The following is a 25,472-nucleotide window of genomic DNA, read 5'->3' as shown; positions in this document are numbered from 1 at the left end:
TTCGGTAATGAGTGAATCCGCGATGGAGCCGCCGCGGACAGCTCGACGACCACGTCACGGCGCCTGGCCGGCAGATTGGCCAGGCGCCGCTGGTATCGTCGACCGCTTGCTCGTTTCCCGATCCGTCCGGCTCCCGGGCACCGAGCACACAGCACGCGCTCGGCACCGGAGGCGGTGACGGCCGTACCGCGGATCCGCGGTCATGTCGAGACGACCGTTAGATGGCCGTGCGCGACCATTGCTGGTTGGTGCCGGTGTTGCACGGATACTGCTTGAGGATCACGCCGTCGGCGGTCGAGGCGGCCGGTACGTCCACGCATTTGCCGCTGTGCCGTGCCCGGAGCTGGAAGTAGCCGCCGTTGGCGACCATCTGGAACTGCTGGTTCATGCCGCTGCCACAGGTGTACTGGATGAGCTCGGCACCGTCGGCGGTTGAAGCGCTCACCACATCGAGGCACTTTCCGCTGTGCTGGCTGACGATGCGCCAGTAGCCGCTGCCGGCGTCCTGGAACTGCCACTGCTGCCAGGCGTTGCCGTTGTAGGTGTACTGGCCGACACGCGCGCCGTTGTCGGTGTTCGGCTGCTGGACGTCCATGGCCTTGCCGCTGTGACGCACGTTGATCCGGTAGGTGGAGTCGCCGCCGCCGATGGTGTCGCCCCAGGCATATCGGATCCGGTCAGCGCCGGAGGTGTTGCGGACGGTCAAGTTGAGATTGGTGCCGCTGCCGCTCAGGGCGTACATCGAGTACCAGTCGTAGCCGATGTTGCCCGGCTTGCCGCCGAGGGCGGGCCAGTAGGTGCCGCCCATGTGGTTGTCACGCATGACCTGGGCCATGGCGCGGATGTGGCGCACGAAGTTGTCGGTGCTGTTCGCGTCGCCGTAGTTGAGGCCGGTCGACATCGGCGCGCCGAACTCGGTGGCGACCGCGCGGGAGGCGCAGTTGCCCAGACGCGTCTGAATGTGGCTTCGGAAGGCGTCGTAGGTCATCGCGCTGTAGAAGAAGGCGTAGTGGTGGAAGGACAGCAGCGTCGAGTTGAAGCGGCTGTCGTTGCAGATGTCCCGCAAGTCCTGGCTGTAGCCGGTGCCGCCGATGAGCACCCGGTTCGCGGGAGCCGAGTAGTGGTAGTCCAGCCAGTTGGCGGCGATGTTGCGCCATTCGGCCGAGCTATAGCCGTGCGGCTCGTTCATCGGCTCGAAGTAGACGTTGCTGTTGGAGCCGTACGTGTTGGTCACGCTGGACCACATCGAGTTCCACGCCGCCAGGTTGGTGATACGGCCGCCGGAGGCGGCGCCGTCCTCCCAGTAGGCGAGGATGACCTTCCAGCCGCGGGCCGTGGCGGCGTCGATGGCTCCGCGGTAGGCGTTCCACCAAGTGGTGTTGGCCACTGTGTGCGTGTTGATGGGCAGCCGGACGGTGTTGATCCCCATGGTGGAGGCCATGTCGTCGTAGAGGGCGTTGGCCTTGGCGCGTACTGTCGCGTTGCTGTCGGACTGGCTCAGGCCCTGCACGACAAGCGTGCCGGTGCTGAAGTTGTCACCCAGCACGGCCCAGTTCATGCCCCGGAATTGGCTGGTGGCGGCATTGGCCGGCGGCGTGGAGACCACGAGGCTCGCCGCCGTGGCGAGCGCGGTCGCCACCAGGGCGACCAGCAACCGGCGTAACGAACGGGTGCTCCGCGATGGTCCTGATGTCAGAGTCATGAATGTCCAATCACTAGACGGATCCGCGGTCATGTCGAGACGACCGTTAGATGGCCGTGCGCGACCATTGCTGGTTGGTGCCGGTGTTGCACGGATACTGCTTGAGGATCACGCCGTCGGCGGTCGAGGCGGCCGGTACGTCCACGCATTTGCCGCTGTGCCGTGCCCGGAGCTGGAAGTAGCCGCCGTTGGCGACCATCTGGAACTGCTGGTTAGTGCCGCTGCCACAGGTGTACTGGATGAGCTCGGCACCGTCGGCGGTTGAAGCGCTCACCACATCGAGGCACTTTCCGCTGTGCTGGCTGACGATGCGCCAGTAGCCGCTGCCGGCGTCCTGGAACTGCCACTGCTGCCAGGCGTTGCCGTTGTAGGTGTACTGGCCGACACGCGCGCCGTTGTCGGTGTAGCCGTCCGAGTTGAAGCTGATCTTCTGAGCCCGCGTGGTGCGCGTGGTGCCGCAGCCCTGGCCGGCCCCGCCGCGGCAAGGCTGAGCGGCCGCCGCGCCGTTGCCAGGCTCTTTCGTAAGAACATCGGGGTTCCTTTTCGGGGGAACTGCGCGGTCTTCGCAGAGAACTGTTAGCGCTAACATTGCACAGCACAAAAAGCCGAGCCGTGCATGAGTGTTATTGCCTTCATCGCCCGCGTCAAGAAGTGGTAATCCAGGAATCGTCATGTTAACGTTCGCGCAAATTTGCGACCCCCGTCACCCGGTAACCCTCCGCGACAGAGCCTGCACCATCCGTCCCGCGCTTCACCGCCCAGGAGGCCATCCGTGAACAGACAGCCGAAGGTCAGACGCTGGCTGGCCAAATTAAGCCTCGTGGCGCTCGCTGCCGCCGGCACCGCGGTGGCCGTCGCACCACCCGCACAGGCCGCCCCCGGCTACGTCTACACCACGTTCAAGGGAGACGCCGCCGCCGACCAGGAGCTCTGGGTCTACTCATCGAGCAACGGCACGAACTTCAGCGTGCTGGCCGACACCAACTACCGCGGCCCGACCGGCGTACTGCGCGACCCCAGCATCATCCAGCACAACGGGCTCTACTACATCGCCCACACCGTCCAGTCCTGGACCACGAACTCCACCCACTTCAACATCGCCTCCAGCCCCGACCTGATCAACTGGACGCACGTCACCAGCGTCAACTCCGGCGTCGCCAACACCCGATTCACCTGGGCCCCCGAGTTCTACGTCGAGGGCAGCACGGTGGGGCTCATCGTGAGCATCTCCCAGACGACCTGCTCCAACTGTTTCCGGCCCTACATCTTCACCGCCCAGAACAGTTCGCTGACCTCCTGGAGCGGGCCAGTACAGATGGGCGGCCTCGGCTACAACTACATCGACACCTACGTGGTGAAGTCAGGCAGCACCTACCACGCCTTCACCAAGAACGAAACGTCCAAGTACATCGAGCACTGGACCAGCACGAGCCTCACCAGCGGCTGGAGCAACCAGGGCCAGCTGTGGAGCTCGGGCTACGAGGGGCCCGCCGTGCTGCGGATGAGCGACGGCTCCTGGCGCATCTGGATCGACAAGTACACCAACGGCGGCATCTGGACGGCCACCAGCTCCAACCTGAACTCTTGGTCTGGCCTCAGCCAGATCACCTGCCCCGGCTGCCGCCACGGAACGATCCTGCCGGTAGCCGACGTGCCCAGCTCGGCGCCGGTCTACCGGATCAACGTGCGCCACAGTGGCAAGGCCATGGACGTCCAGCAGCCGAACACCGACAACGGCGCGCGTGTCGGCCAGTACACCTACAACGGCAACGCCTGGCAGCAGTGGCAGTTCCAGGACGCCGGCAGCGGCTACTGGCGCATCGTCAGCCAGCACAGCGGAAAGTGCCTCGATGTGGTGAGCGCTTCAACCGCCGACGGTGCCGAGCTCATCCAGTACACCTGTGGCAGCGGCACTAACCAGCAGTTCCAGATGGTCGCCAACGGCGGCTACTTCCAGCTCCGGGCACGGCACAGCGGCAAATGCGTGGACGTACCGGCCGCCTCGACCGCCGACGGCGTGATCCTCAAGCAGTATCCGTGCAACACCGGCACCAACCAGCAGTGGAGCCGCACCCAGGTCTGAGCCCTGACCGGCAAGCCGAGCGCTGCCGTCCTGCAGGGCCGCCCCAGCGCGGCGATCACCAGATCGAGGAACTCCTGGCCCGTCACGGCCGGTGCCGCCGGCAGGTGCCAGGCCTGGCCGTCGGCGCGTGTGTCGCGGCCGAGCGTCACCAGGCCCCTGGCGATGTCGGGCAGGCGGCCGAGCGTGTGAGGCTGGTCGAGCGCCCCGACCCAGCGGATGGGCTTGCCTGCCAGCGCCGCCGCGAACACCGCCGTGCCGGCGATGGTGTTGAGGCCGCCGGGACCGTGGTAGTCGGATGCCCCGCCCAACCAAAGCCGTCTATAACCTCTTCGGCGACAAGGCCGGTCTGCTGCGTGCGATGTTCCTGGAGGGATTCGACCGGCTCGCCGACGGCGCCCCGGAGGCCGACCTGACGGCGCTCGGACTCGCCTACCGGACCTCAGCCTTGGACAACCCGCATCTGTACCAGCTGATGTTCGGCCGCCCCATCGCCGAATTCCAGCCAGACCAAGCGGCCCTGGACCAGATCCAAGGCACGTTCGACACGCTGGTACGGGCCGTCACGAGATGCGTCGACGCGGGCCGGTTCGCCCCCGCCGACCCCCACGACATCGCCGTTCACCTCAACGCCCTGGTGCACGGCCTGGCCGGCCTTGAACTCCTCGGCTCGCTCGGCCCCCGCCCCCAGGCCGACCACCACTGGCGCCTCGCCCTGGAGGCGGCTTTCCGCGGCCATCGCGCCGCTGCCCCGTAGCCGCGGCACCGGTTGCCTCCACATCCTTCAAGTGCGAACAACGAAGGAGATCAAGGCGATGGCCGCAGACAAGCCACCTGCGCCACCAACTCCGACGCCCGGCGGCTGTTCCCCGGACGCCGGGCCGGCCAGCCCCTCAACCCCGTAACTACGCCCGAGCGGCCGGAGAAGCCGTCTCACCTCGCTTTACGCGAGCTCACCAACAGATCCACTCAACGTGGGTCTTGGGCTCATATGGGCTGGCCCCTGGAGGCATCTCTGGCGCCGCTTGCACCAGGTCCGATCCGAGGGTGACGGACGACATCAAAGGACTGTCTGGGCCGATGGGAGAGAGCCCATGTCGCGGATGATCCCGGCCAGGGCGCGGATGGGCTCGCTCTCCGCCTCGCTCCGCCACACCAGTGCGTACGGCAGCGGCTCCAGATCGGTGACCGGCAGATAGGCGATGTCCGGCCGTGACCAGTAGCGGGCGACGTGGGCAGGGAAGAGCACCACTAGCCCGTCCATGCTGGCGAGGGTCATTGCCTCTTCCGCATCTCGCACCACGGGGCCGCGCTCGATCTGACGGCCCCGCCGGGTGAGGCGCGGGGCGTAGGCGTCGTACCAGTAGCCGGGGCCGGTGTCGGCGTGCGGGTGCTGGAAGTCGGAGATCGTCTCCAGCGAGACCGACGAGCGCGGGGCGAGCTGGTGGTCGGCGGCGACGGCCAGCACGCGCTGCTCGGCGAACAGGACCGGCCCCACGGTGAGGTCGGGTTCGTCGATGGGGAGCCAGGTCACCAGGGCGTCAATGTCGCCGCGACGCAGCGCGGGAAAGGCTTGGCCCAGCTGTGTGCTGTGGATGCGCAGCTTCCACTGCGGGTGGCGGAGACGGAAGACGTCCCAGTAGGGGCGCAGGTCGTAGGCGTTGAGCGGCAGCATGCCGACGCGCAGCGTGCCGGTGATGCCCTGGGCGGCGAGCTGGGCGCGTTCCACGCTGTCCTTCAGCCCGGCGTAGAGGGGCCGGAGGTCGTCCTGGAGCTGCCGCCCGACCTGCGTCAGCCGGACCGTGCGGTTGTTGCGTTCGAACAGCGGAGCGCCGACCTGGCGTTCCTGCTTCTGGATCGCCTGGGTGACGCGGGCGGGCGACAGGCACAGCCGGGTGGCGGTGCGGCCGAAGTGCAGTTCCTCGGCCAGGGTCAGGAAGATCTCGATGTCCCGCAGTTCCACGCCTGACCTGCTCCGTTCACTCCTACTGAAGGTGATCTTTCGGGGTTTGTCGTTGTTCCGGGTGTTCACCGTACTTGATCCTCGATGCGTACCGATTCGGCTGGTCGAGGGAGCTTGCGGATGGACGTCCTTGTCTGCGGTGCCGGTGTCGCCGGCCCCGCGCTGGCGTACTGGCTGCTCCACCACGGGTTGACCCCGACCGTGGTGGAGCGTGCCCCGCGGGTGCGAACGGGCGGGTACGCGGCGGGTCTGCGCGGTGAGGCGCTGGACGTGTTGGACCGGATGGCCCTGCTGGACCAGGCTGAAGCTCTGGATCTTCGTCTGGGCGACACGGCGACGGCGGACGGTGACCTGGAGATCCTCAGGGACGACCTGGCCGGCCTGCTGTACCAGGCCACCCGCCGGGAGGTCGAGTACGTCTTCGGCGACTCGATCGCCACCCTGGAGCAGACCGCCGACGACGTACGGGTCACCTTCGACCGGGGCCGGGCGCGCCGCTTCGACCTGGTGGCCGGCGCCGACGGGCTGCACTCGCGCACCCGCTCGCTGGTCTTCGGGCCGCACGAGCGCTTCGTCCGGCACCTGGGCGTCTATACGGCAGTCTTCGGTCTACCCGGCCGTCTCGGAGCCGGTGCCCGGGTCCACCACGTACCGGGCAAGGCGGCCGAGGTGATCGGAACCCGCGACGGCGCCCGGACGCGTGCGGTCCTGCACTTCGCCTCCGGGCCGCTGGCCTACGACCGCGATGACGCCGGGCAGCACAAGCGCATCGTGGCCGAGCGGTTCGCCGGAGAAGGCCCGCCGGTCCGGCACCTGCTGGAGGAGATGTGGGAGGCGGAGGACCTCTTCTTCGAGGCGAACGCCCAGGTTGAGATGGACCGCTGGTTCTCGGGCCGGGTGGTGCTCCTCGGGGACGCCGGCTACTGCGCTGCCCCGGCCTCGGGTCGCGGTGCCTCCCAGGCATTGATCGGCGCGTACGTCCTGGCCGGCGAGCTGGCCGCCGGCGGCGACCACGCGCAGGCGTTCGCCGCGTACGAGCGGGAGATGCGCGGATTCGTCGCCGAGCACCAGCACATGGGGCGCGAAGGCACCGACCAGTTCTTCCTGGGCGCGCGTCCGGATCGCACGCCGGCGGCCCGCCCGCACCTCGTAAGGCTCAGGGACTACGTTCCGGGCTTCGCCGCGGAGCGGCCGTCACCGTGACGGACTCCTCCCTGACCTGGCGACAGCCCCGGTGATCAACTATGACGGCAAGGAGAAATGATCATGACAATGGGCAGAAGCGGCTTCTCTGAGCAAGGGCTGCGCAGGCTGCGTGAGGTCATGGCCCGCCACGTCGACTCCGGGAAGATCCCAGGCCTGGTCGCCTTGGTAAGCCGCGGCGAGGAGACGTACGTCGAGACGCTCGGCACGATGCGGCACGACGGCGGCGCGCCGATGCGGCGCGACACCATCTTCCGGATGGCCTCCACGTCCAAGCCCGTGTCGATCGCGGCGGCGGTGGTGCTGCTGGACGAGTGCCGGCTGCGGCTGGACGACGTGGTCGACCCGTGGCTGCCCGAGCTGGCCGGCCGCCGGGTGCTCACCCGCATCGACGCCGAGCTGGACGACACCGTGCCCGCCCGCCGCCCGATCACCGTCCGCGACGTGCTGACCTCCACCTTCGGTCTCGGCATGGACATGACCGCGCTGGGCACCCCGATCCTGAACGCCATCTTCGAGCGGGGCCTGACCCCGAACCTGCCGACCGAGGTGCCCGAGCAGGACGAGTGGATGCGCCGCCTGGGCGAGCTGCCGCTGATGTACCACCCCGGCGAGCAGTGGCAGTACCAGATCAGCAGCGACCTGGTCGGCGTGCTCGTCTCTCGGGTCACCGGCCAGACCTTCGAGGACTTCCTGCGCGAGCGCATCTTCGAGCCCCTCGGCATGACCGACACCGGCTTCCACGTGCCCGCCGACCAGATCGACCGGCTGCCCACCCTCTACGCGCCCGACCCCGCCACGGGCGAGTTCCTCGCCTGGGACGAGCCCAAGAACGGCCGCTGGAGCCGTCCCCCCGCCTTTCAGGGCGGCGGCGGAGGCCTGGTTTCCACCGCCGACGACTACCACGCCTACTTCCGGATGCTGCTCAACGGCGGCGTGCACAACGGCCGGCGCATCCTGTCCCGGCCGGCCGTGCAGCTGATGACCACCAACCGCCTCACCCCCGAGCAGAACGCCGCCCGCACCGCCCTGGCCACCAACGCCGTGCACATCTCCTTCGGCCAGGGCCAGCAGGGCGGCTGGGGCATGGGCATGGCGGTGCGCACCTACCGCGGCGACTACGCCCCGATCGGCCAGTTCGGCTGGGACGGCGGCAGCGGCACCTCCGCCTACGCCGACCCGGCCAACCAGCTCACCGGCATCCTGCTCTGCCAGCTCGGCTACACCGTCCCCAACCCGGCCCACCTGATGAACGACTTCTGGGCCACCGTCTACCAGGCCCTCGACAACTGATGCAAGGAGCTCGACGACCGATGCTAGGAGCAAGTGACATGCGTGTCTGGTTCATCACGGGTGCCTCCAGGGGACTGGGCAGGGCGTTCGCGGAGGCGGCCCTGAGCAGGGGAGATCGCGTCGTGGCCGCTGCCCGCGACGTGGCGCCGCTGGCGGACCTGAAGGCCCGCCACCCCGATACCCTGGCGTGCGTCCCGCTCGACGTCTCCGACCGCGCCGCGGTGCACGAGGGCGTGGAGCGGGCGGTGGCCGCGTTCGGCAGACTCGACCTCGTGGTCAACAACGCCGGCGCGATGTTGTACGGCATGGTCGAAGAGGCGACGGAGACCCAGATCCGCGCCCACTTCGACGTCAACGTCCTGGGCCAGATCTGGGTCACCCAGGCCGTGCTGCCCCACCTGCGCGCCCAGGGCTCGGGCCACATCCTCCTGGTGACGACGATGGGCACGGGCGGCGGGATGGCCTCGGCCGGCCTGTACGCGGCCGGTAAATCGGCCATCGACTCCCTCGGCCAGGCGCTGGCCATGGAGGTCGAGCCCTTCGGCATCAAGGTCACCATCGTCCAGCCGGGCGGCTACGACACCGGCCTGTTCACGACCGGCACGACGGCCACCACGTCCAACCCGGCGTACGACCCGCTGCGCGCGAAACTGGCCGAGATGTGGGGCGACGAGGCGGGGCCCGCTCCGAGCACGGCCGCGCCGGTCGTCATGCAACTCGTGGACCTGCCCCACCCGCCCCTGCGGCTGATCGTCGGCGGCCAGTCCTTCGACCTGGTTCAGCAGATGAACCAGGCCAGGACCGAGGAGTACCGCGCCTGGGAACACCTCAGCCGCCTGGCCCCCGGCTGACGGCTCCGTCCCGGTTCACGCGTCCCGGCGCAACGAACGACACGATCGAAAGGTCATTGATGATGAAGCACGGGAATGCCGACGTGATCATCGTGGGGGCCGGCCCGACCGGTCTCATGCTGGCCGCCGAACTGCGCCTGGCCGGAGTGCGGCCGCTGGTACTGGAACGGCAGCCGCGGCCCCGCGACACCCCCAAGGCCGGCGGCCTGGGCGGCCAGATCCTGGAACTGCTGCGCCACCGAGGTCTGCTGCGACGTCTCCAAGCCGCCTGCACCGGCCCGATGCCCGCTCCCCGGTTCCCGTTCGGCGGGGTGCACCTGGATTTCACCCACCTGCCGGATCCCCCGATGCACGCCCTGCCGCTGCCGCAGCACCTGCTGGAGCGGCTGCTCGGCGAACGCGCCGGCGAACTCGGCGTCGACCTCCGCCGCGGACACGAAGTGACCGCGGTGAACCAGGACGACGCCGCGGTCACCGTTGACGTGCGCGGCCCGAACGGCCCCTACCAAATGAGCGCCCGCTACCTCGTGGGGTGCGACGGCGCGCGCAGCCGCGTCCGCGACTGGGCCGGCATCCCGTTCCCCGGCACCACCTATCCCGAGGTCAACCGGCTGGCCCAGGTCACCCTGCCCGACACGGTCACCGTTCTCGGCAACGGCGATCTCGACGTCCCCGGCTTCGGCACCATCCGCGCCGGATTCACCCGCACCGACCAGGGCCTGCTCGGCGTCGGCTCCTCGCCCGGCACCCAGTCCGTCTCCCTCTACACCATCGAGGACGAGAGCACCGAATACGACGACGACGTCCCGATGACCCTGACCGAACTGCGGGACAGCATCCACCGCGTGCTCGGCGCCCACCTGCCCCTGGCCGGATCGAGCCGGCTGTCGCGCTTCACCTTCAAGGCCCGCCAGGCCGAACGGTACCGCGAAGGGCGGATCCTGCTGGCCGGTGACGCGGCGCACCTGTTCCCCGCCACCGGAGTGGCGCTCAACGCCGGCATGCTGGACGCGGTCAACCTGGCCTGGAAACTGGCCGCCGACCTCCACGGCACGGCCCCGGCCGGCTTGCTGGACACCTACCACGCCGAACGCCACCACGCCGGCGCCCGCACCATGCTGCACACCCGCGCCCAGGTGGCCTTGCGCCGCGGGCACGACGCGGCCGCTCAAGCGCTCCGGGAGGTCTTCACCGAACTGCTCGCCGACGAGCAGCCGCTGCTCCGCATGGGAGCCTTCGTCGCCGGCACCGACATCCGCTACCCGATGCCCGGCGCCGGCCATCATCCGCTGGCCGGCACTTTCGTCCCCGACCTCACCCTGTACACCGGTCAAGGCATCACCAGCGTCGCCGAGCTCATGCACACCGCCCGGCCCGTCCTGCTCGACCTGGCCGGCCGCCCAGAGCTCCGCCAGATCGCCCGGGACTGGCAGCATCTCCTCGACGTCCACACCGCCAAGACCGACGACCGACCGGCCGACGCACTGCTGATCCGCCCGGACGGCCACGTCGCCTGGGCCGCCGGCCTCGACGACTCCGCGGACAGCGCCACGCCCCCGCTGCGTGCGGCACTCTCCGCCTGGTTCGGAACGCCGTCAGGCATCTGAGAGAGACATGACAAGCAGACTCACCGAGTTGACCATCGACTGCCACGATCCAGAGAGACTCGCGGCCTTTGGTGCGGACGTCGTCCTCGACTCCCAGAACATGTGCGCGGAGTCGCCGTACCTCGACATCGTGGCGGCGATCGGCGGCTACGTCCGCTGGTGTAACGCCCGGGCCGAAGATCGGCTTCGCCACCAGCTCACCCATCCGAAGCCGGATCAGTTGCCCGGCCAAGGTTGCGTGACGGGCCACTGGTTGGTTACGAGATGGTCAGCCGGATGGCCAGGGACGGGCAGATGCCGGCGGCCTCACGAATGTCCTCCTGCAGCCCTGGTTGCGGGCTGTCGTGGAGGAGCGTGACGATGCCGTCCTCGTCACGCTGGTCGAACGTGTCAGGGGCGATAAGGACGCATTGTCCCGAGCCGATGCATGCGTCTTGATCGACGGTGACCTTCATATGTTCTCTCCTTCTCGGATTCACCAGGTGACGGGCAGTTCGCGGACGCCGTAGAAGACGGCGTGGTGTTTGAACGTCAGGCGTTCCAGCGGCACGGCCAGGGCCAGCGTCGGGATACGCCGGTAGAGGGTGCCGACCCTGCGCTCGGTGCTGGCCGCGTACGTCGATCACTACAACGGTCACCGGCCGCACCAATCCCGCACGCAGCGGCCACCCGATCACGACGAGCGGACCGTCGTACCGCTGGAAGGCCGGATCGAACGCCGAAAGGTGCTCGACGAGTTGATCAACGAGTACCATCGAGCCGCGTAGCTGCTCCGGAGAACGCCCAGCTCAAGCCCTATGCAATGAATTGTGAAGCGGTACAGGGCGAAGCTCGCAGGTGCGAAGAGATATTTCCTGCCTGGTCCCAGAACTTTGCCTGCGCCCCTGTTGTCGGTTGATGGCGTCAGGCGTTGCCTGGCACTTGATGGCAAAACCGATCAAGAAAGGGCAGGACAATGAGACATCATCAAGATCGCGTCCTGGTGTACAAGCGGTGCGGATGCGTCGATGCGACCCCCGGCAAGCAACTCGGCCGGCGCTGCATGCACCTGGACGATGACGAACACGGCAGTCGGTACTTCGCGGTGCAGGTGCGCGGTCCGGCCGGACGTCGCGAGCGGTTCCGGCGTGGTGGGTTCGCCACCCCTGAGCAGGCCCACCACGCGGGTGGTGAGGCGATCGTCGCCGATCAGGACAGTGGGCCGGGTGCGGGATACACGGTGGCGCGATGGCTGCGCTGCTGGCTGCAGACGCAGCAAGGACTTCGGCCCAGCACCCGCGAAGGCTACGCCGATCACATACATCGCCGCCAACCCGGCACGCATGATCCGGCTGCCCACATCCTCTCGACCGTATCCGCAGGTGTGGACCGACCGGCGAGTGGCGGCCTGGCGGCGCGAGGGCGAACACCCGACGGTGGCGGTGTGGACCGCCGACCAACTGGCCGAGTTCCTCGCCTTCGCCCGACACGATCGGCTGTACCTGCTGTGGCAGTTGATCGCGCTGCGCGGGCTACGCCGTGGAGAGGCGACCGGGCTACGCTGGATCGACCTGGACCTGGACCGGCGGGAACTGGCCGTCAGCCGGGACGTGACCGCCTCGGCGGGCTGATCCACGAGTACGCGCAGGTCGCATAGGGCGGCCGAGTTCTTGGCACCCACACGGCCGTGATCAGTTCAGCAACGAGTGATGAACAGCCCCGCTTGATCCTTCGCTACGTCACGGCTTCACCTCCTGCTCTGCTGGGCACACGAAAGCCGGAGGCTACTCGAGCCCAGTCATTCGACTGATGAACCGCCCCCGCCGGACCTCCAAGCTTGGAAGGCGAAGGGCCAACGCCCATGCCCCAGTGGCCGATGGCCACCTGCACCCGATTCGATGCGACAAGCAGGAGAGCGATGAGCGACTTTCAGACGATCGCCGACCGCGTTGAGATCGAAGCACTGCGCGGCGAGTTCACCGACGGAACGATGATGCGCGATTACGACCACATCGCATCTTTGTTCACCCCGGACGGTGCACTGCGGATGCCCAACATCCCGGCCGAACTGATCGGTCAGGAGGCGATCCGCGCCTATGGCCGGAACGTGCCGGAGTTCGTGGAATTCCTCGTACAGAACACCCACCCAGGCACCATCCAGATCAACGGCGACACCGCTACCGGCCGGGCATACATATCAGAGATCGGACGCGCCTTCGACGGCCGCTCCTCAATGATGTACGCCATCTACCACGACCGCTACCAGCGCACCCCGGATGGCTGGAAATTCGCCGAACGCCTCTACGAAGTCCGCTACGAGGACATCTCACCACTGACCGGCTCGGGTTCCTCACCCCGACCACCCAAAGCACCGACCGACTCGCCGCCCGGCGACAACCCCCGACCGAAAAACGACGGTGACCCCGGCCACACCACAACACTCCGACACCTGAAATCCGGTTGAGATCCGGCAGGGATCCGGTCCACCGCGCCCCGGCATTCACCTGCCCGCGGTCGCTCCCGCAAACAGGATCATCAACGGCCGGAACAGACATCACGGACTGTGCCGACATCGATGCCGATCACCTCCGCGGCTTCCACACCAACGACGCTCACAATCCGGCGAGGGGACACCGAAATGAACATCGCTCTTTGGGTGGTTGCGGGACTGCTCGCCGCAGTCTCCCTGGCCAGCGGCGCCAGGAAGCTGATCCAGCCTGCGGAGAAGCTGGCTGCCTCCGGCTATGGATGGATCGAAGACTTCAGCGGCAACACGGTCAAGGCCATCGGCACCCTCGAGATCCTGGGTGCGGTGGGCCTGATTCTGCCCGCCGTGCTTGGCATCGCACCGGTTTTGGTGCCACTGGCTGCGGTCGGCCTGGCGTTGCTCATGGTCGGCGCGATCATCACGCACCTCCGCCGTCACGAGAGCCAGGCAATCGTACTGCCCATGATCCTGCTCGCTCTGTCAGTCTTTGTGGCGTCGGGCCGCTTCGGCCTTGAGCCTTTCACCGGGTGACCCCGCGTGACCTCTGGCCCGGAACGCGGTCAGGATGCCCACTGGTTCACATTCGGACGGTGCGGGCGGTGGAGGTCAGTGGTGGCGGGTCTTCCCGGCGTCGGTCCCTGCACAGCGATCAGATCGCACACCCCGATCAGCGGCCGGGGCCGTGCGGCCAATCCTCCAGAGCCGCACCAGTTGCAGAATCGTGACAGCCACACCCGGCACCCTGGGCGATCACAAGCCTACGAACGCCGCGATCAACCCATGAAGGAAGGTAGGAAGTCGTGACCGACGCCGTACGGCTCGCCCGGGAACACACCGCTCGGCTGGATTTGTTGATCAACAGTGGTGCACCTGCACGGCGGACACAGCCCGGCGGCCTCCGACGGATACCCCACCGACCTGGTCTTGCCCCAGGGCTGGCCGGACGCCGCCCACGACGGGCACGACGGCCGCGGCGGGCCCGGTCCCGGTCAAGGCGGGCGCGACCCGCGGGCGGTGCCGGCCAGGCTGAGGCGGGACTACGCCTACCTGATGAACCAGCGGCCGGCGCTGTTGTGGTATCACGACCACCGGATGGACTTCACCGGCCCGGCGATCTGGCGGGGCCTGGCCGGGCTGCAGATCGTCCGCGACGACGCCGAGGAGGCTCTCGGCCCGCCCGCCGGGCCGCGCGAGCTCCCGCTCGTGCTCGCCGACCGGGCGTTCGCCGCCGACGGGAGCCTCGACTACCCCGCCCTCGACCCCGCCCCCGGGTCTGCGCTCGGGCCTGCGCTCGGGTCTGTGCTGCGGGAGCGGCCGGGCGTTCGCGAGCCCTATCTCGCCGGCGTCCTGGGGGACGTGATCTTGGTGAACGGCGCGCCGTGGCCGGTGCACGAGGTCGACGCGGCCCGCTACCGGCTGCGGCTGCTGAACGCCTCCAACGCCCGCCGCTGCCGCACGACGTGGGCCTCAAGGACACCATCTCACTGCGCCCGGGCGAATCAGCAGAGATCATCACCCGCTTCGACGGCTACCGAGGCCGCTATCTCTTCCACTGCCACAACATCGAACACGAGGACATGGGAATGATGGCCAACCTCGAAATCATCTGACACCTGGGAGCTGCGCTATCCCTGGCGCGCCACGGCTTCAAGGCAAGGGTCGACTTGACCGAGGCCGTGGAGCCCGCGTCAGTTGTTCGCCGCTCACGTTCAGGTCATCGCGGGCGGCGGGGCCAAGCCCCGCAGTGGGGCAGGGGCATCATCGACGCCGAAAGCGTGGCCACGGTGCTCACCTCTACCTCCTCCAGCTCTTTCGCCGGTTCGGGTTCGAATCCCAGCGCCTGCAAATGATCAAGTTACGATCCCAGCCGTAGGTTAATACTGACCAGTAGAACCAAATTGGTCAGTATGTGCTACGGTGGCAGTGAACACGGCAAGGAAGGGAGTCGTCATGAAGGAATCAGCGAGGCGCCCCCGTGCACTGGTGGTCGGACTCGGGATCGCGGGCATCGCCACCGCACTCCGGTTACACCAGGTGGGGTGGGAGCCGGTGATCGTGGAGCGGGCTCCCGCGCGGCGCTCGAACGGATACTTCATCTTGCTGTGGGGTACCGGGGTCGCTTCCGCGCGACGGCTGGGAGTGCTGGACGCAATCGGCGACCGGAACGCCGAGCGGATGGCCGTCTACGAGGTGAATCGGGCCGGGCGCCGCACCCCCGGCATGAACCTGACGGAACTCCCGGGCGTGGTCACGTCGCCCCGGAGGGTCCTGCGCGGCGACGTGGAAGAGGCGCTATTCGCCGCACTGCCGGACGATGTGGAGATCCGCTACTCCACCGTGCCCACCCACATCACCCAGAGCGACTCCGCAGCCGAGGTCACCCTGCACAGCGTCGCCTCCGGTGACACCGTTTCCGAGTGCTTCGACCTGGTGGTGGGCGCCGACGGGATGCGCTCAACCGTGCGCAGGCTTGCCTTCGGCCCCCAGCAGGACCTGCATCCGCTGAACTACATGATCGGCGTTACCACCCTCGATGCGCCGATCGAGGGCCTCGGCCTGCACGAGGGCTTGGTCCTGGCCGAGCCGGGCCGCTCGGCATGGACCTTCCCGTTCGCCGACCACGCGCCGAGCCTGCTGTTCTCCTACCACACTGACGACATCGACGCCGAGTTCACCCGCCCGGCGATCGAATCCATCCGCGCCGCCTTCGGCCCTGAGCCTCCCGGAGCCCTACTGGAGGACCTCTTCGCGCGGTTCGAACGAGCCCCGGAGCACCTGTTCGACTCGGTGCACCAGGTCAAGTTGCCGCACTGGCATCACGGCCGAGTCGTCCTGGTCGGCGACTCCGCTTGGTGCGTAACCCTCTACGCCGGCATGGGCGCCTCCAGCGCCATCGCCGGAAGCGAACTGCTCGGCACCATGCTGCGGCGCCACACCGACGATCTGCCCGGCGCGCTGCGCGCGTGGGAGGGCCGGATGCGGCCGTTCATCCAGACTGAGCAGGACGGCGCGCTGTCCATGCGGAGGATCTTCACACCCGGCGACCGCAAGGAGCAGATCATGCGCACCGCGATGATCCGCCTCAGGCGGCGGCCGCTGCTGAGGCAGGCCATGGGCAAGATAATGAAGGGCCCAGATCTCGCGAACAAGCAGTTCGACGTCGCCGCCGCATGACCAAGCCACAAGCACTGGTGAGCACGAGGAACACGAGAAAGAGGGACATCGCCGTGAGCCAGCTGATCGAGCACCACTCGCGCAAGGCCGCCCGCATTCTGGACAGCACGCGCGAGCTGGTGCTCGACCACGGGGTGCGTAAAGTCACCGTCAGCGAGATCGCTCGCGCGGCAGGGGTCGGCAAGGGCACCGTCTATCTGTATTGGCCGACCAAGGAAGACCTCATCCTCGGGTTGCTCGCCCGCGAACTGCTGACCCTCTTGGACGAGGCCATCGGCCACATCGCCGCCGACTCCGCCGCCGTGCGGCCGCGCCGCCTGGCTCCGCTGCTGCTCCGTACCGGGCGGGATCTTCCGCTGGCGCGTCGCCTCTTCAGCGGCGACACAGACCTGTTTCGGCTGCTCACCCAGCAGGCCGGCGACCGTGATCTGTTCGACCGCACCCGGCCCAGCGCCCTATCCGAAGCGGTCATGCCGATCCTGCACCGGCACGGGTTGATCCGCTCCGACTGGCCGCTGCCCGACCAGGCATACGCCGCGCACGCAGTCGTGACCGGATTCGGCATCGTCATGTCCGACCCAGCAGCCACCCCGGCCGCCCATGCCCCCGACGAGGTCCTCGCCGACACTATGGCCCTGCTGGTCGAGCCCCCCGTCGCACCCAGCGACGCAGCGGTCGCCGCAGCCGCCGAGGACGCCCTCGCCATTTTCCGCGAAACGAGGGACGCCGTACTGGAACTCATCGAGCGCAGTCAGGCCACCGCGAAATGACCGATGCCCCTTCCTGTGCCGGGCATCATCTTTTCCGGAACCAGCCCCGCACAGAAGTTCGCCTGGCACACCGGAATCGCCGGTGAACGCGTCAGCCTGGAACGAGCTGTCCGCCGGCCAGGAGTTCGTCGCAGTCGCCGACAACACCGGGCAAGCCCGTTGGACAAGAGATCATCACGGGCCCGGCAATGCCTGGGCGCAGAATAATCACATTCCCGTGCCGCAGGGTTTTGTTGCCTTTCCGAGAGCTACCCAGTTACGCAGCAGATGCCGGATTGACCCAAAGGATCATAGCGTCCATCGAACAAAGCAATGCTGATCCTGGCAACGAAGAGGAGGCTGATCATGGCGAGGTGCCCTGCCCGATCCGCTCGGAGGTGGAAGCAGTGACACAGGCGGATCGCGATGATTTCGTGACCTATGACGAGTTCAAAGGGCCGGACCTGGACCCCGCTCTGTGGAGGACGGTCAGCCTGCCGGTCCCAACGGGCGGCGAGCATACCGCGCAGGATCCGAACACAGAGGTGGCCGTCGGTGGTGGTGTGGTGCGGGTGAGGATCCCCCGCTTTTCGGTGTCGAGCGACACGTTCCAACCCGCCGACAGTGCCAAGTACTTCAAGCTCACGACGCGGCAGTTCGAGCTGCCGCCAGATCGCCCGGTCACGTTCACTACCGACTTGGCGGTCAAGAACATCGGCGGGGACCCTGGCGACTATCGGCTGGGCATGGCCGACTTCCAGGTCACCGACCTCAGGTCCGTGTTCAGCATCGCGGGGACCGCTACCCGCGTGTTCGCGATGCACGAGCACCTCATGGGAACGGACGATCCGTTCGTGCACGTAGCCGAGTCGCCGTATGAGGACTTCGACGAAGACTTCACCCGGCTGCGGGAGTGCGAGATCACATTCGATCGGGCCGGCTCGACCGTGGTATGGCGGGTGGATGGTCACCAGGTGTACAAGATCTACGGCACCGCCATCCCCGAGCGCATGGCCGTCGCGATCGGGATCTGGACGCAGCTGCCGATCCGGGACGGTCGCAGCCGTTCGCTCCGTGGGCAGGGCCTCGAGGCACGCTGGGGCCGATTCCGGGTACGCGGGGCCGATGCCTGAGACACCCCGCCTAGAACCCGAGAAAGAACACAACGGCGACGACCGGAAGCCCGGGTTCGATCAGGCCGGCTACCGCCTTACGCCCTGACCTTCCTAATCTCTGGGCAGAAGCATGCGGATGAGTTCGGTCCGGGAGGCCACGCCGAGCTTGGGATACGCGTTGTAGAGGTGATAGCCGACGGTCCGCGGGCTGACGAACAACCGGGCGCCGATGTCCCGGTTGGACAGCCCCTTCGCGGCCAGCCGCACGACGTTGAGCTCCTGCGGGGTGAGGCGGTCGAGGAGATCCGGGGCGGCAGCTTGGGCCTGGCGCGCCTCGCCCGCCGCCCGTAGCTCTGCGCCGGCCCGCTCGGCCCATGGTTTGGCCCGGAGCCGTTCAAAGATTTCCAGGGCCGAGTGCAGTGGCTCACGCGCGTCGTTGCGGCGCCGGTCCCGTCGCAGCCACGTCCCATAAAGCAACTCGGTGCGCGCCCGCTCGAACGGCTGCGCCCGGTCCTCTCGATGCAGTTGTACGGCTCGCGCGTACAAACGTCCGGCCTCGGCACCATCGGCCAGAAGAGCCCGGCAGCGCAGCTCCATGGCCTCGGCACAGGGGCGGCCGGCGACCTCGGCCCAGGTACCGAAGCGGGCGGCGGCGTTTTTCGCCAGGTCCCGCCGACCGGCATGCACCGCCGCTTCGACCTGGTTGACCAGCGTATTCGTCAGACATATGGCGGGATCGTGCAGTGTCTCCGCCATCCGATGCACCACGGCCTCGTATCGGCCGAGTCCCAGGTCGAGCAGGTCCATCGCGTACCGGGACTCAATACCGCGCTCGGTCGGCTCGCCGGCGAGCACATCACCGATCGCCTCCCGGCAGCCGGCCTCGTCCCCTTCGATCGCCGCCACGCACGCCAGCAGCCCCGACAGATGTGCCGCGAAGTGTGGCCGATCGGTATCCTCAGCGATCTTGAGGCCTTCTTCGGATGTGGCCCGCGCATCGCGGTGCCGCCCAAGAAAGAGGTGACCTCGGCCAAGGTGCAGACAAACCCGTGGCAGCAGCCCGATCATCCCAGTCGACCGGCAATGATCGAGGAGTTGTGTCAGCCCCGCCACCGCGTTCTCGAGGTCGCCGGCCCAAAGCGTCCAGTACAGCGTGCTCTGCCGTTGCCAGATCGGACGATCGCTACTGTCGCCGATCTCATGGAGCAGGATGCGCACGGGGTTCTGCGGTTCCTCGGCACCCATGCCACTCACGGCCTCCGTGACCCGGCCGAAATGCCCATCAGCGACCGGTGAGGAACAGTTGATGACATCGCGTACCTCGCGATCCCTATCAGTGGTCCACGCCGCCGCCATCGCCTCCAGAAGCATGAAGACACTGTCATGGGGCGATTGCTTGCCCAGCTCCATCGCCGCTTCGGCCAGTTCGACAACGGGAGGAGGCCTTTCCTGCTCGTGGGCGATGAATACCCGCAGCCACGCGAGCTGCGCCCGGGCCCGTGGGTCTGAAACGTGCGGACCCGCCTGCTCGGCGAGGTCGGTGGCGAGCGCACCCTGACCGGCGAAGCCCGCAGTCCGCGCGGCGGCGACCAGCCGCATGGCGCGTCTTCCCGGGTCTGGGGTGAGCTGGGCGGCGCGCTGATAGGCGGCGGCGACCTCGGCGTAGCCGCCGCGCGACCGCGCGGCCTCGGCCGTTCGCTCCAGCTCCGCGGCCACAGTCTCGTCGGGCTCGGTCGTCGCGGCGGCCAGATGCCACGCGCGGCGAGCCAGATCTTCTCCGAGTAGGTCGGCGAGCGTCCGATGCACGGCGAGTTGTTGCGAGAACGTCGCCACCCGATAGGCGGCCGCCCGAATCAAGGGATGGGTGAAAACCAGACGCCCCGCATTCACCCGTACCAGCCGATCGCGTTCGGCCGCCTCCAGGTCAGCCACGCCGGCACCGAGCCGCTCGCCGGCACGCAACACCAGCCCCAGGTCACCGCCTTCGTCCGCAGCGGCGATCAGCAACAATTGCCGAGTCCTTTCCGGAAGGACCTGAATGCGGTCGCCGAAGGACTCCTCTACGCGGCTCGCCACCGACTGGGTGCCAGTGGCGAACGAGACCGCCGGCGCCTCACCCGCCCGTTGCTCCGGCGTCATCGCGGCGGGCAGCTCACGCAACGCCAGCGGATTCCCCTGAGCCTCCGCAAGAACACGATCCCGCACATGCGGAGCAAGGTCCCTGGCGTGCTCCGCCAGCACGGCCGCGCCAGCCGTACGATCAAGGGCGGAAAGCCGCAGCTCCGGCAGGCCCGGCGTAGTGAACCGATGCCCATCCCGGGCCGTCAGCACCACCGCGATCGGCTCGGCCTCCAACCGGCGCGCGGCGAACAACAACGCATCCACCGAGGCACGATCCAGCCAATGCGTATCATCCACAGCGACCAGCATCGGCCGCTCCTCGGCCACCTCACTCAACAACGACAGCGTGGCCAGCCCCGCCAGAAACCGATCCCCCGCCGGGGCGACCGCCAGCCCAAACGCCCCCCGCAACACCGCCGCCTGCGGACCCGGCAACACCCCCAACCGATCAACAAATCCACCCAGCAACATATGTAGCCCGGCGAACGCCAACGCCGCCTCCGCCTCGACGCCCACGCTGCGCAACACCCGCATGTCGGCCGCTTGGTCGACCGCATACTCCAGCAGCGCCGACTTCCCGATTCCAGCCTCACCACGCACCACCAGCACGCCGCTACAGCCGGAACGGGCACCTGACAGAAGATCATCTATGGCGGCCTGCTCTGCCGACCTTCCATGCAGCACGTGCCGATTCTCCCGCAAAGGCCCCATCCAGGACGACCTGGTCATGCGACGTGAGGTGCCCCGAACCTTCCGGACTCGGACTCAAGTCACGGGCAAGTCTGCACGTCGTTGGGTGTGCAGACCACCTCGCGCATCCGCGCACGGGACTTTAGAGCCTGACGAAGCTGCAATGATCTTGGTTGTGTACTCGAGTTGCGACCGTTGCAGGCCGACCAGGGCAAAGTTGACCAAGGTTACATGCCTGACTGACTGACTGAGATGTCCCGCGTCGGAGTGCTCGTAGATGCTGCGGCTCGGCTCGTCACAGGCACTGTGGGCCGGTCAGTGCCAAGCAGTTCCAGCGGTTCCGCGATTTGCTGTGCCAAGTCCAGCAGGTGGCGCAGGCGCAAGGTGTCGGGTGCCAAAGCGGTGATCAGGAGGGCGGGACCGGTCAAAGGGGTCAGTACGGCTTGGCCGGTCGCCGGGTCGTCGCCGAACAGGCGGGCGTGGGGCGGGTCCAGTTCGGGGCCGACGATGAGGATCTGGCCGAGGGCGCGGTGACCGGCCGCGATGGCGGGGCCGTCCCAGCCGGGCGCGCCCGGCCCGTATCTCGTGTGCTGGTCCAGCAGGGGGCGTCCGTCACGGTGGACGGTGAGGCGGGTGGTCAGCCGGCCCGGCGGCTCGCCGGCTCGGCCGAGCACAGTTTCCTCGCGGAAGTGTAGTCGGGCGGTCGGGGCCAGATCGATGGTGCAGCTTTGGCGCAGATTGCTGCGGGCGGCGGAGATGAGCGGCTGGGGCAGCCAGTGCAGGCTGGCGTGCTCGGCGGCGGTCAGGTGTACGTCGTAGGTGGAGTGGGCGGTGGTGGGGCCGCGCAGCGCGATAGTGGCGGCGGCTGTGGTGAGGTGCAGGTGAGCGCCAGGTTCGGCGATGGCTTCGATGCGCAGCCGGTCCCCGCCGAGCGGGGCGCTCATGGTTCCGACGATGCAGACTCGCGCCTGATCACCGTGTGCCCGTGTACGGCGCAGGTCGAAGGGGCCGTCGCCGGCGAGCACGGGCAGGACGGTGGTGCCGTCGGTACGGTTGGCGCGGATGCGGGCGGTGGCGTGCAACCCCGGCGTGGGCGGGGCGGGCGCAGAGGTCATGCGACGGGTGTGGTCCAGTCGGCGTGGCGGGCGCGGACCCAGTCGGCCACGGGGGTGATGCCTCCTGTGGCTTTGACGGCGGTCAGCACGGTGGGCAAGTCCCCTCGCTGGACCTTGGCGTCGCGGGCCATGCTCACCAGGTCGGCGCCGACGTGCGGGGCGAGGTCGGTCTTGTTGATGACGAGCAGGTCGCTGGTGGTGACGCCCGGGCCGCCCTTGCGGGGAATGTCGTCGCCACCGGCGACGTCGATGACGAAGATCTGCGCGTCGACGAGGCCCTTGGAGAAGGTGGCGGTGAGGTTGTCACCACCGGATTCGATGAGGATCACGTCGAGGGGCCCGAGGTGTTCTTCCAGGTCCTCGGCGGCTTCGAGGTTGGCGGAGATGTCGTCGCGGATGGCGGTGTGCGGGCAGGCGCCGGTCTGCACGGCGGTGATGCGGCCGGCCGGCAGGACGGCCTCACGCAGCAGGAACTCGGCGTCCTCGCGGGTGTAGATGTCGTTGGTCACCACTGCCAGGGACAGCTGGTCACGTAGCGCTCGGCACAGGGCGGCAACGGTGGCGGTCTTGCCGGAGCCGACCGGCCCGCCCAGGCCGATGCGCAAGGCGCGACGGCCGCCGTCAGCAGACCGGCGGGAGGAGCCGCCGGGGCCGTGCGGAGAACCTTCGGGGAGAGCATTGTCGTGGTGCAGGTGCATGACTGGCTCCAGGAGAAGGAGGAGTGGTCAGGAGGCGAACAGGCGGGCTGGGCGAAGGGCATGTCGTTCGGCGATGATGTCGAGCAGCGGCGCGGAGTCGGCCGGTAGTACGGCTGGCCCGTCCGTGTGGACGCGCTGCGCCGCCTCGGTTGCGGCAGTTGCGACGTGGTCGATCTCGGGGCCCAGCCGGGCGAGGACGGCGGTGATGTCGAAGGGGTCCAGCCTGAGCAGGCGTACGGTCGCCGTGGCCGGCCCGCTGATGCTCTCGTACGCGGCCACGTAGGCGGCGTCCAGTGGGGCCAGCCCGGCGCAGCGAGCGGCCAGGCCGAGGACCACCGGCTGATGGGCGCCGCGCGGCCGGGCAGTGGCGAGGGCGTCGAGCGCGGTGCATGGCCAAGCGGCCCGGACGGCCCGCAGCAGTTGCCGGCCGAGCTTGCGCGAGGCGTTGCGTAGCGCGGGAGCCGCGGTGCGGGCGTCGGCCGCTTCCTCCAGCAGGAGCGGGTCGTATCCGGTGGCGGCTGTGGCGGCGAGCCCGGCCGCGACCAGGCCGCTGGTGTGCAGCCGGCCGCGGCAGAACTGCTCCAGGCTCGCCACGTCCCGCACACAACCAGCGGTGACGGCCTCCTCAGCTCCGCCGGAATGGGCATGGCCTCCGGCGGGGAAACGGCCGTCGGCCAGGATCAGCAGGGCAGCGCGGCTCATGAAACGTAGCTCACCTTCCGTTCGAACGGGCCGTGGCGGTCAGAACAGGAAGTAGCGCTGGGCCATGGGCAGCGTGTCGGCGAAGCTTTGGCCGTCGATCAGTTGATCGTCGATCTCGGTCGTGACGTCCTTGGCCTTCGCGCCACCGATCACCACCTCGAAGGTGTCGGGGTCGATGTCGATGTCGGGACAGGCGTTGTTCTCCCGCATGTCGGCCTTGAACACCTTGCGGGTGTCGCGGATGGCCCGGAAGGGCTTCCGCACCTGGACCCTGTCGGCCAGCCCGGACTGGATGGCCTGCTCGGTGACGAAATTGACCGCGTTGGCCCCCGGCGCCCGTCCCATAGCACCCCACATGGGCCGGGGCAGGATCGGCTGCGGGGTGGTGATGGAGGCGTTGGCGTCGCCCACCTGCGCGTAGGCGATCTGTCCGCCCTTGATGACCCGGTGCGGTTTGACACCGAAGAACTTCGGTTCCCACAGCACCAGGTCGGCCAGTTTGCCCACCTCGACCGAGCCGACCTCGTGATCTATGCCGTGTGCGATGGCCGGGTTGATGGTGTATTTGGCGACGTAACGGCGGGCGCGGTGATTGTCGGCCCCGTTGTCGCCGTCCAAGGGGCCACGGCGGGCCTTCATCACGTGCGCGGTCTGCCACGTCCGTACGATCATCTCGCCGATGCGGCCCATCGCCTGGGCGTCCGACGACATGATCGAGATAGCGCCGAGGTCGTGCAGCACGTCCTCCGCGGCCATCGTGGAGGGCCGGATCCGAGACTCGGCGAAGGCCAGGTCCTCTTCCACCAGCGGGTTAAGGTGGTGGCAGACCATCACCATGTCGATGTGCTCCTTGACCGTGTTGACGGTGAAGGGGCGAGTGGGGTTGGTGGAGGCGGGCAGCACGTTCGGCAGCCCGGCCATGGTGATCATGTCGGGCGCGTGGCCGCCCCCGGCGCCCTCGACGTGGAAGATGTGGATCGGATGGTCGCCGATGGCCTCGATGGTGTCGGCGACGGCGCCGGCCTCGTTCAGCGAGTCGGCGTGCAGGGCCAACTGCACGCCGGTCGCCCGGCACACCTCCAGGCACCGGCGCAACACCGCCGGGGTGGCTCCCCAGTCCTCGTGGATCTTGAATCCGAGTACGCCCGCCTCGACCTGGTTATAAAGGGATTCGGTGGACATGGTGCTGCCCTTGCCGAGTAGTCCGATGTTGACCGGGAAAGCGTCCAGAGCCTCGAACAGCCGCGCCACATGCCAGGCCCCGGGCGTGACGGTGGTGGCGGTGCTGCCCTCAGCGGGGCCGGTGCCGCCGCCGATCAGGGTGGTGACCCCGGCGGCCAGCGCCTCGTGCACCTGCTCGGGACAGATGAAGTGCACGTGGGTGTCGATGCCCCCGGCGGTCAGGATCTTGCCGTTGCCCGCGATGACTTCGGTCTCCGGGCCGATCAGGAAATCGGTCGCCAGGGTATGTCCGTCGTGCAGCCGGTCCATGGTCTCGTCGTTGTAGGCCTTGCCGAGCGCGACGATGCGGCCGTCCCTGATGCCCACGTCGGCCTTGACCACGCCCCAATGGTCGAGGATCACCACGCCGGTGATCACCGTGTCGGGCGGCTGCGGCGCGCCGAACCTCGCGCTGTCGCGCGGCGCGCAGGACTGGCCCATCGACTCGCGGATCACCTTGCCCCCGCCGAAGATGACCTCGTTGCCGCTGCGGCCGGGCCCGCCGGCCCAGTCCTCGGTGATCTCGATACGCAAGTCGGTGTCGGCCAGCCGAATCCGGTCGCCGAGCGTGGGTCCGTACCGGTCGGCGTACTGGACGCGAGTCAGGGGCAGATCGATGGGCAGGGTCTCCGGGCCTTGACCGCACGCCGGTGACGCCGCTTCTGCGTCGGGCCCGGCGGAGGCTTGCGCCGGCTGCTCTGCCGAGGTGTCCGTCAGCGGG

At 68.2% G+C, this 25,472-nt stretch carries 24 protein-coding genes; 14 read left to right on the top strand and 10 right to left on the bottom strand.

From position 1 onward, the window contains the following. Positions 1-217 precede the first annotated feature (217 nt). Both ABGA98_RS18510 and ABGA98_RS18505 read right to left on the bottom strand, forming a co-directional pair. The gene (locus tag ABGA98_RS18510; RefSeq protein WP_347619560.1) at positions 218-1,654 is read right to left on the bottom strand and encodes an RICIN domain-containing protein; all 1,437 of its coding nucleotides are present in this window, start codon (positions 1,652-1,654) and stop codon (positions 218-220) included. A gap of 94 nt (positions 1,655-1,748) precedes the next feature. Further along, positions 1,749-2,375, bottom strand: a complete 627-nt coding sequence (locus ABGA98_RS18505; protein WP_347619559.1) for an RICIN domain-containing protein — start codon at positions 2,373-2,375, stop codon at positions 1,749-1,751. A gap of 99 nt (positions 2,376-2,474) precedes the next feature. Between ABGA98_RS18505 and ABGA98_RS18500 the strand changes: the two genes are divergently transcribed. Together ABGA98_RS18500 and ABGA98_RS18495 are read left to right on the top strand one after the other, a co-directional pair. Further along, positions 2,475-3,785, top strand: a complete 1,311-nt coding sequence (locus tag ABGA98_RS18500; protein WP_347619558.1) for an RICIN domain-containing protein — start codon at positions 2,475-2,477, stop codon at positions 3,783-3,785. A 295-nt stretch (positions 3,786-4,080) separates the two neighbouring features. Further along, positions 4,081-4,539, top strand: coding sequence for a TetR-like C-terminal domain-containing protein (locus ABGA98_RS18495; protein ID WP_347619557.1), 459 nt, complete (start codon positions 4,081-4,083; stop codon positions 4,537-4,539). Between the two features lie 303 nt (positions 4,540-4,842). Here the strand turns inward: ABGA98_RS18495 and ABGA98_RS18490 are convergent, their stop codons facing one another. Beyond that, entirely contained in the window at positions 4,843-5,745 is a 903-nt protein-coding gene (locus ABGA98_RS18490; RefSeq protein WP_347619556.1) for a LysR family transcriptional regulator, read from the bottom strand. Between the two features lie 120 nt (positions 5,746-5,865). Here ABGA98_RS18490 and ABGA98_RS18485 point away from each other — a divergent pair, with 120 nt between their 5' ends. From ABGA98_RS18485 to ABGA98_RS18470, 4 genes are all read left to right on the top strand, one after another. Continuing rightward, positions 5,866-6,948, top strand: coding sequence for an FAD-dependent monooxygenase (locus ABGA98_RS18485; protein WP_347619555.1), 1,083 nt, complete (start codon positions 5,866-5,868; stop codon positions 6,946-6,948). A 63-nt stretch (positions 6,949-7,011) separates the two neighbouring features. Then, positions 7,012-8,241, top strand: a complete 1,230-nt coding sequence (locus ABGA98_RS18480) for a serine hydrolase domain-containing protein (protein WP_347619554.1) — start codon at positions 7,012-7,014, stop codon at positions 8,239-8,241. A gap of 38 nt (positions 8,242-8,279) precedes the next feature. Continuing rightward, positions 8,280-9,092 (top strand): SDR family NAD(P)-dependent oxidoreductase, encoded by an 813-nt coding sequence (locus tag ABGA98_RS18475; protein WP_347619553.1) that lies wholly within the window; start codon positions 8,280-8,282, stop codon positions 9,090-9,092. Between the two features lie 62 nt (positions 9,093-9,154). Next, the gene (locus ABGA98_RS18470) at positions 9,155-10,699 is read left to right on the top strand and encodes an FAD-dependent monooxygenase (protein ID WP_347619552.1); all 1,545 of its coding nucleotides are present in this window, start codon (positions 9,155-9,157) and stop codon (positions 10,697-10,699) included. A gap of 257 nt (positions 10,700-10,956) precedes the next feature. On the opposite strand, the gene ABGA98_RS18465 is transcribed toward ABGA98_RS18470, so the two are convergent. Beyond that, positions 10,957-11,154: a ferredoxin gene (locus tag ABGA98_RS18465; RefSeq protein ID WP_347619551.1), complete on the bottom strand. Its 198-nt coding sequence runs from the start codon at positions 11,152-11,154 to the stop codon at positions 10,957-10,959. Positions 11,155-11,283: 129 nt separating this feature from the next. Here ABGA98_RS18465 and ABGA98_RS18460 point away from each other — a divergent pair, with 129 nt between their 5' ends. Further along, positions 11,284-11,466: a hypothetical protein gene (locus tag ABGA98_RS18460; RefSeq protein WP_347619550.1), complete on the top strand. Its 183-nt coding sequence runs from the start codon at positions 11,284-11,286 to the stop codon at positions 11,464-11,466. Between the two features lie 170 nt (positions 11,467-11,636). On the opposite strand, the gene ABGA98_RS18455 is transcribed toward ABGA98_RS18460, so the two are convergent. Then, positions 11,637-12,038 (bottom strand): hypothetical protein, encoded by a 402-nt coding sequence (locus ABGA98_RS18455; protein ID WP_347619549.1) that lies wholly within the window; start codon positions 12,036-12,038, stop codon positions 11,637-11,639. Between the two features lie 22 nt (positions 12,039-12,060). Between ABGA98_RS18455 and ABGA98_RS18450 the strand changes: the two genes are divergently transcribed. The 7 genes from ABGA98_RS18450 to ABGA98_RS18420 all read left to right on the top strand — a co-directional run bounded on the left by ABGA98_RS18450 (position 12,061) and on the right by ABGA98_RS18420 (position 18,222). After that, positions 12,061-12,309, top strand: coding sequence for a hypothetical protein (locus ABGA98_RS18450; protein WP_347619548.1), 249 nt, complete (start codon positions 12,061-12,063; stop codon positions 12,307-12,309). A gap of 287 nt (positions 12,310-12,596) precedes the next feature. Then, positions 12,597-13,142: a nuclear transport factor 2 family protein gene (locus ABGA98_RS18445; RefSeq protein WP_347619547.1), complete on the top strand. Its 546-nt coding sequence runs from the start codon at positions 12,597-12,599 to the stop codon at positions 13,140-13,142. A gap of 174 nt (positions 13,143-13,316) precedes the next feature. Beyond that, the gene (locus ABGA98_RS18440; protein WP_347619546.1) at positions 13,317-13,697 is read left to right on the top strand and encodes a DoxX family protein; all 381 of its coding nucleotides are present in this window, start codon (positions 13,317-13,319) and stop codon (positions 13,695-13,697) included. A gap of 269 nt (positions 13,698-13,966) precedes the next feature. Beyond that, entirely contained in the window at positions 13,967-14,776 is an 810-nt protein-coding gene (locus tag ABGA98_RS18435; RefSeq protein ID WP_347619545.1) for a multicopper oxidase domain-containing protein, read from the top strand. Between the two features lie 340 nt (positions 14,777-15,116). Beyond that, on the top strand, positions 15,117-16,340 hold the full coding sequence (locus tag ABGA98_RS18430) for an FAD-dependent monooxygenase (RefSeq protein WP_347619544.1): 1,224 nt from the start codon (positions 15,117-15,119) through the stop codon (positions 16,338-16,340). A gap of 53 nt (positions 16,341-16,393) precedes the next feature. Then, a complete protein-coding gene (locus ABGA98_RS18425; RefSeq protein WP_347619543.1) occupies positions 16,394-17,110 on the top strand; it encodes a helix-turn-helix domain-containing protein in 717 nt (238 codons plus the stop codon). 275 nt (positions 17,111-17,385) lie between these two features. Next, entirely contained in the window at positions 17,386-18,222 is an 837-nt protein-coding gene (locus ABGA98_RS18420; RefSeq protein WP_347619542.1) for a DUF6081 family protein, read from the top strand. Positions 18,223-18,315: 93 nt separating this feature from the next. On the opposite strand, the gene ABGA98_RS18415 is transcribed toward ABGA98_RS18420, so the two are convergent. From ABGA98_RS18415 to ABGA98_RS18395, 5 genes are all read right to left on the bottom strand, one after another. Then, positions 18,316-21,036 carry a LuxR C-terminal-related transcriptional regulator gene (locus ABGA98_RS18415; protein WP_347619979.1) on the bottom strand — a complete coding sequence of 907 codons (2,721 nt, stop codon included), beginning with the start codon at positions 21,034-21,036 and terminating at the stop codon, positions 18,316-18,318. Positions 21,037-21,242: 206 nt separating this feature from the next. Beyond that, positions 21,243-22,130, bottom strand: coding sequence for an urease accessory protein UreD (locus tag ABGA98_RS18410; protein ID WP_347619541.1), 888 nt, complete (start codon positions 22,128-22,130; stop codon positions 21,243-21,245). Beyond that, positions 22,127-22,828, bottom strand: a complete 702-nt coding sequence (gene ureG, locus ABGA98_RS18405) for an urease accessory protein UreG (RefSeq protein WP_347619540.1) — start codon at positions 22,826-22,828, stop codon at positions 22,127-22,129. The genes ABGA98_RS18410 and ureG overlap by 4 nt, the downstream gene beginning before the upstream one ends. Positions 22,829-22,855: 27 nt before the next feature. Beyond that, entirely contained in the window at positions 22,856-23,530 is a 675-nt protein-coding gene (locus ABGA98_RS18400; RefSeq protein ID WP_347619539.1) for an urease accessory UreF family protein, read from the bottom strand. A gap of 39 nt (positions 23,531-23,569) precedes the next feature. Further along, positions 23,570-25,357 (bottom strand): urease subunit alpha, encoded by a 1,788-nt coding sequence (locus ABGA98_RS18395; protein WP_347619978.1) that lies wholly within the window; start codon positions 25,355-25,357, stop codon positions 23,570-23,572. Positions 25,358-25,472 lie beyond the last annotated feature (115 nt).

The sequence above is a fragment of the Nonomuraea sp. B1E8 genome (genome assembly GCF_039871515.1).
GTDB lineage: Bacteria > Actinomycetota > Actinomycetes > Streptosporangiales > Streptosporangiaceae > Nonomuraea.
This window is presented reverse-complemented; position numbering and strand designations above follow the sequence as displayed.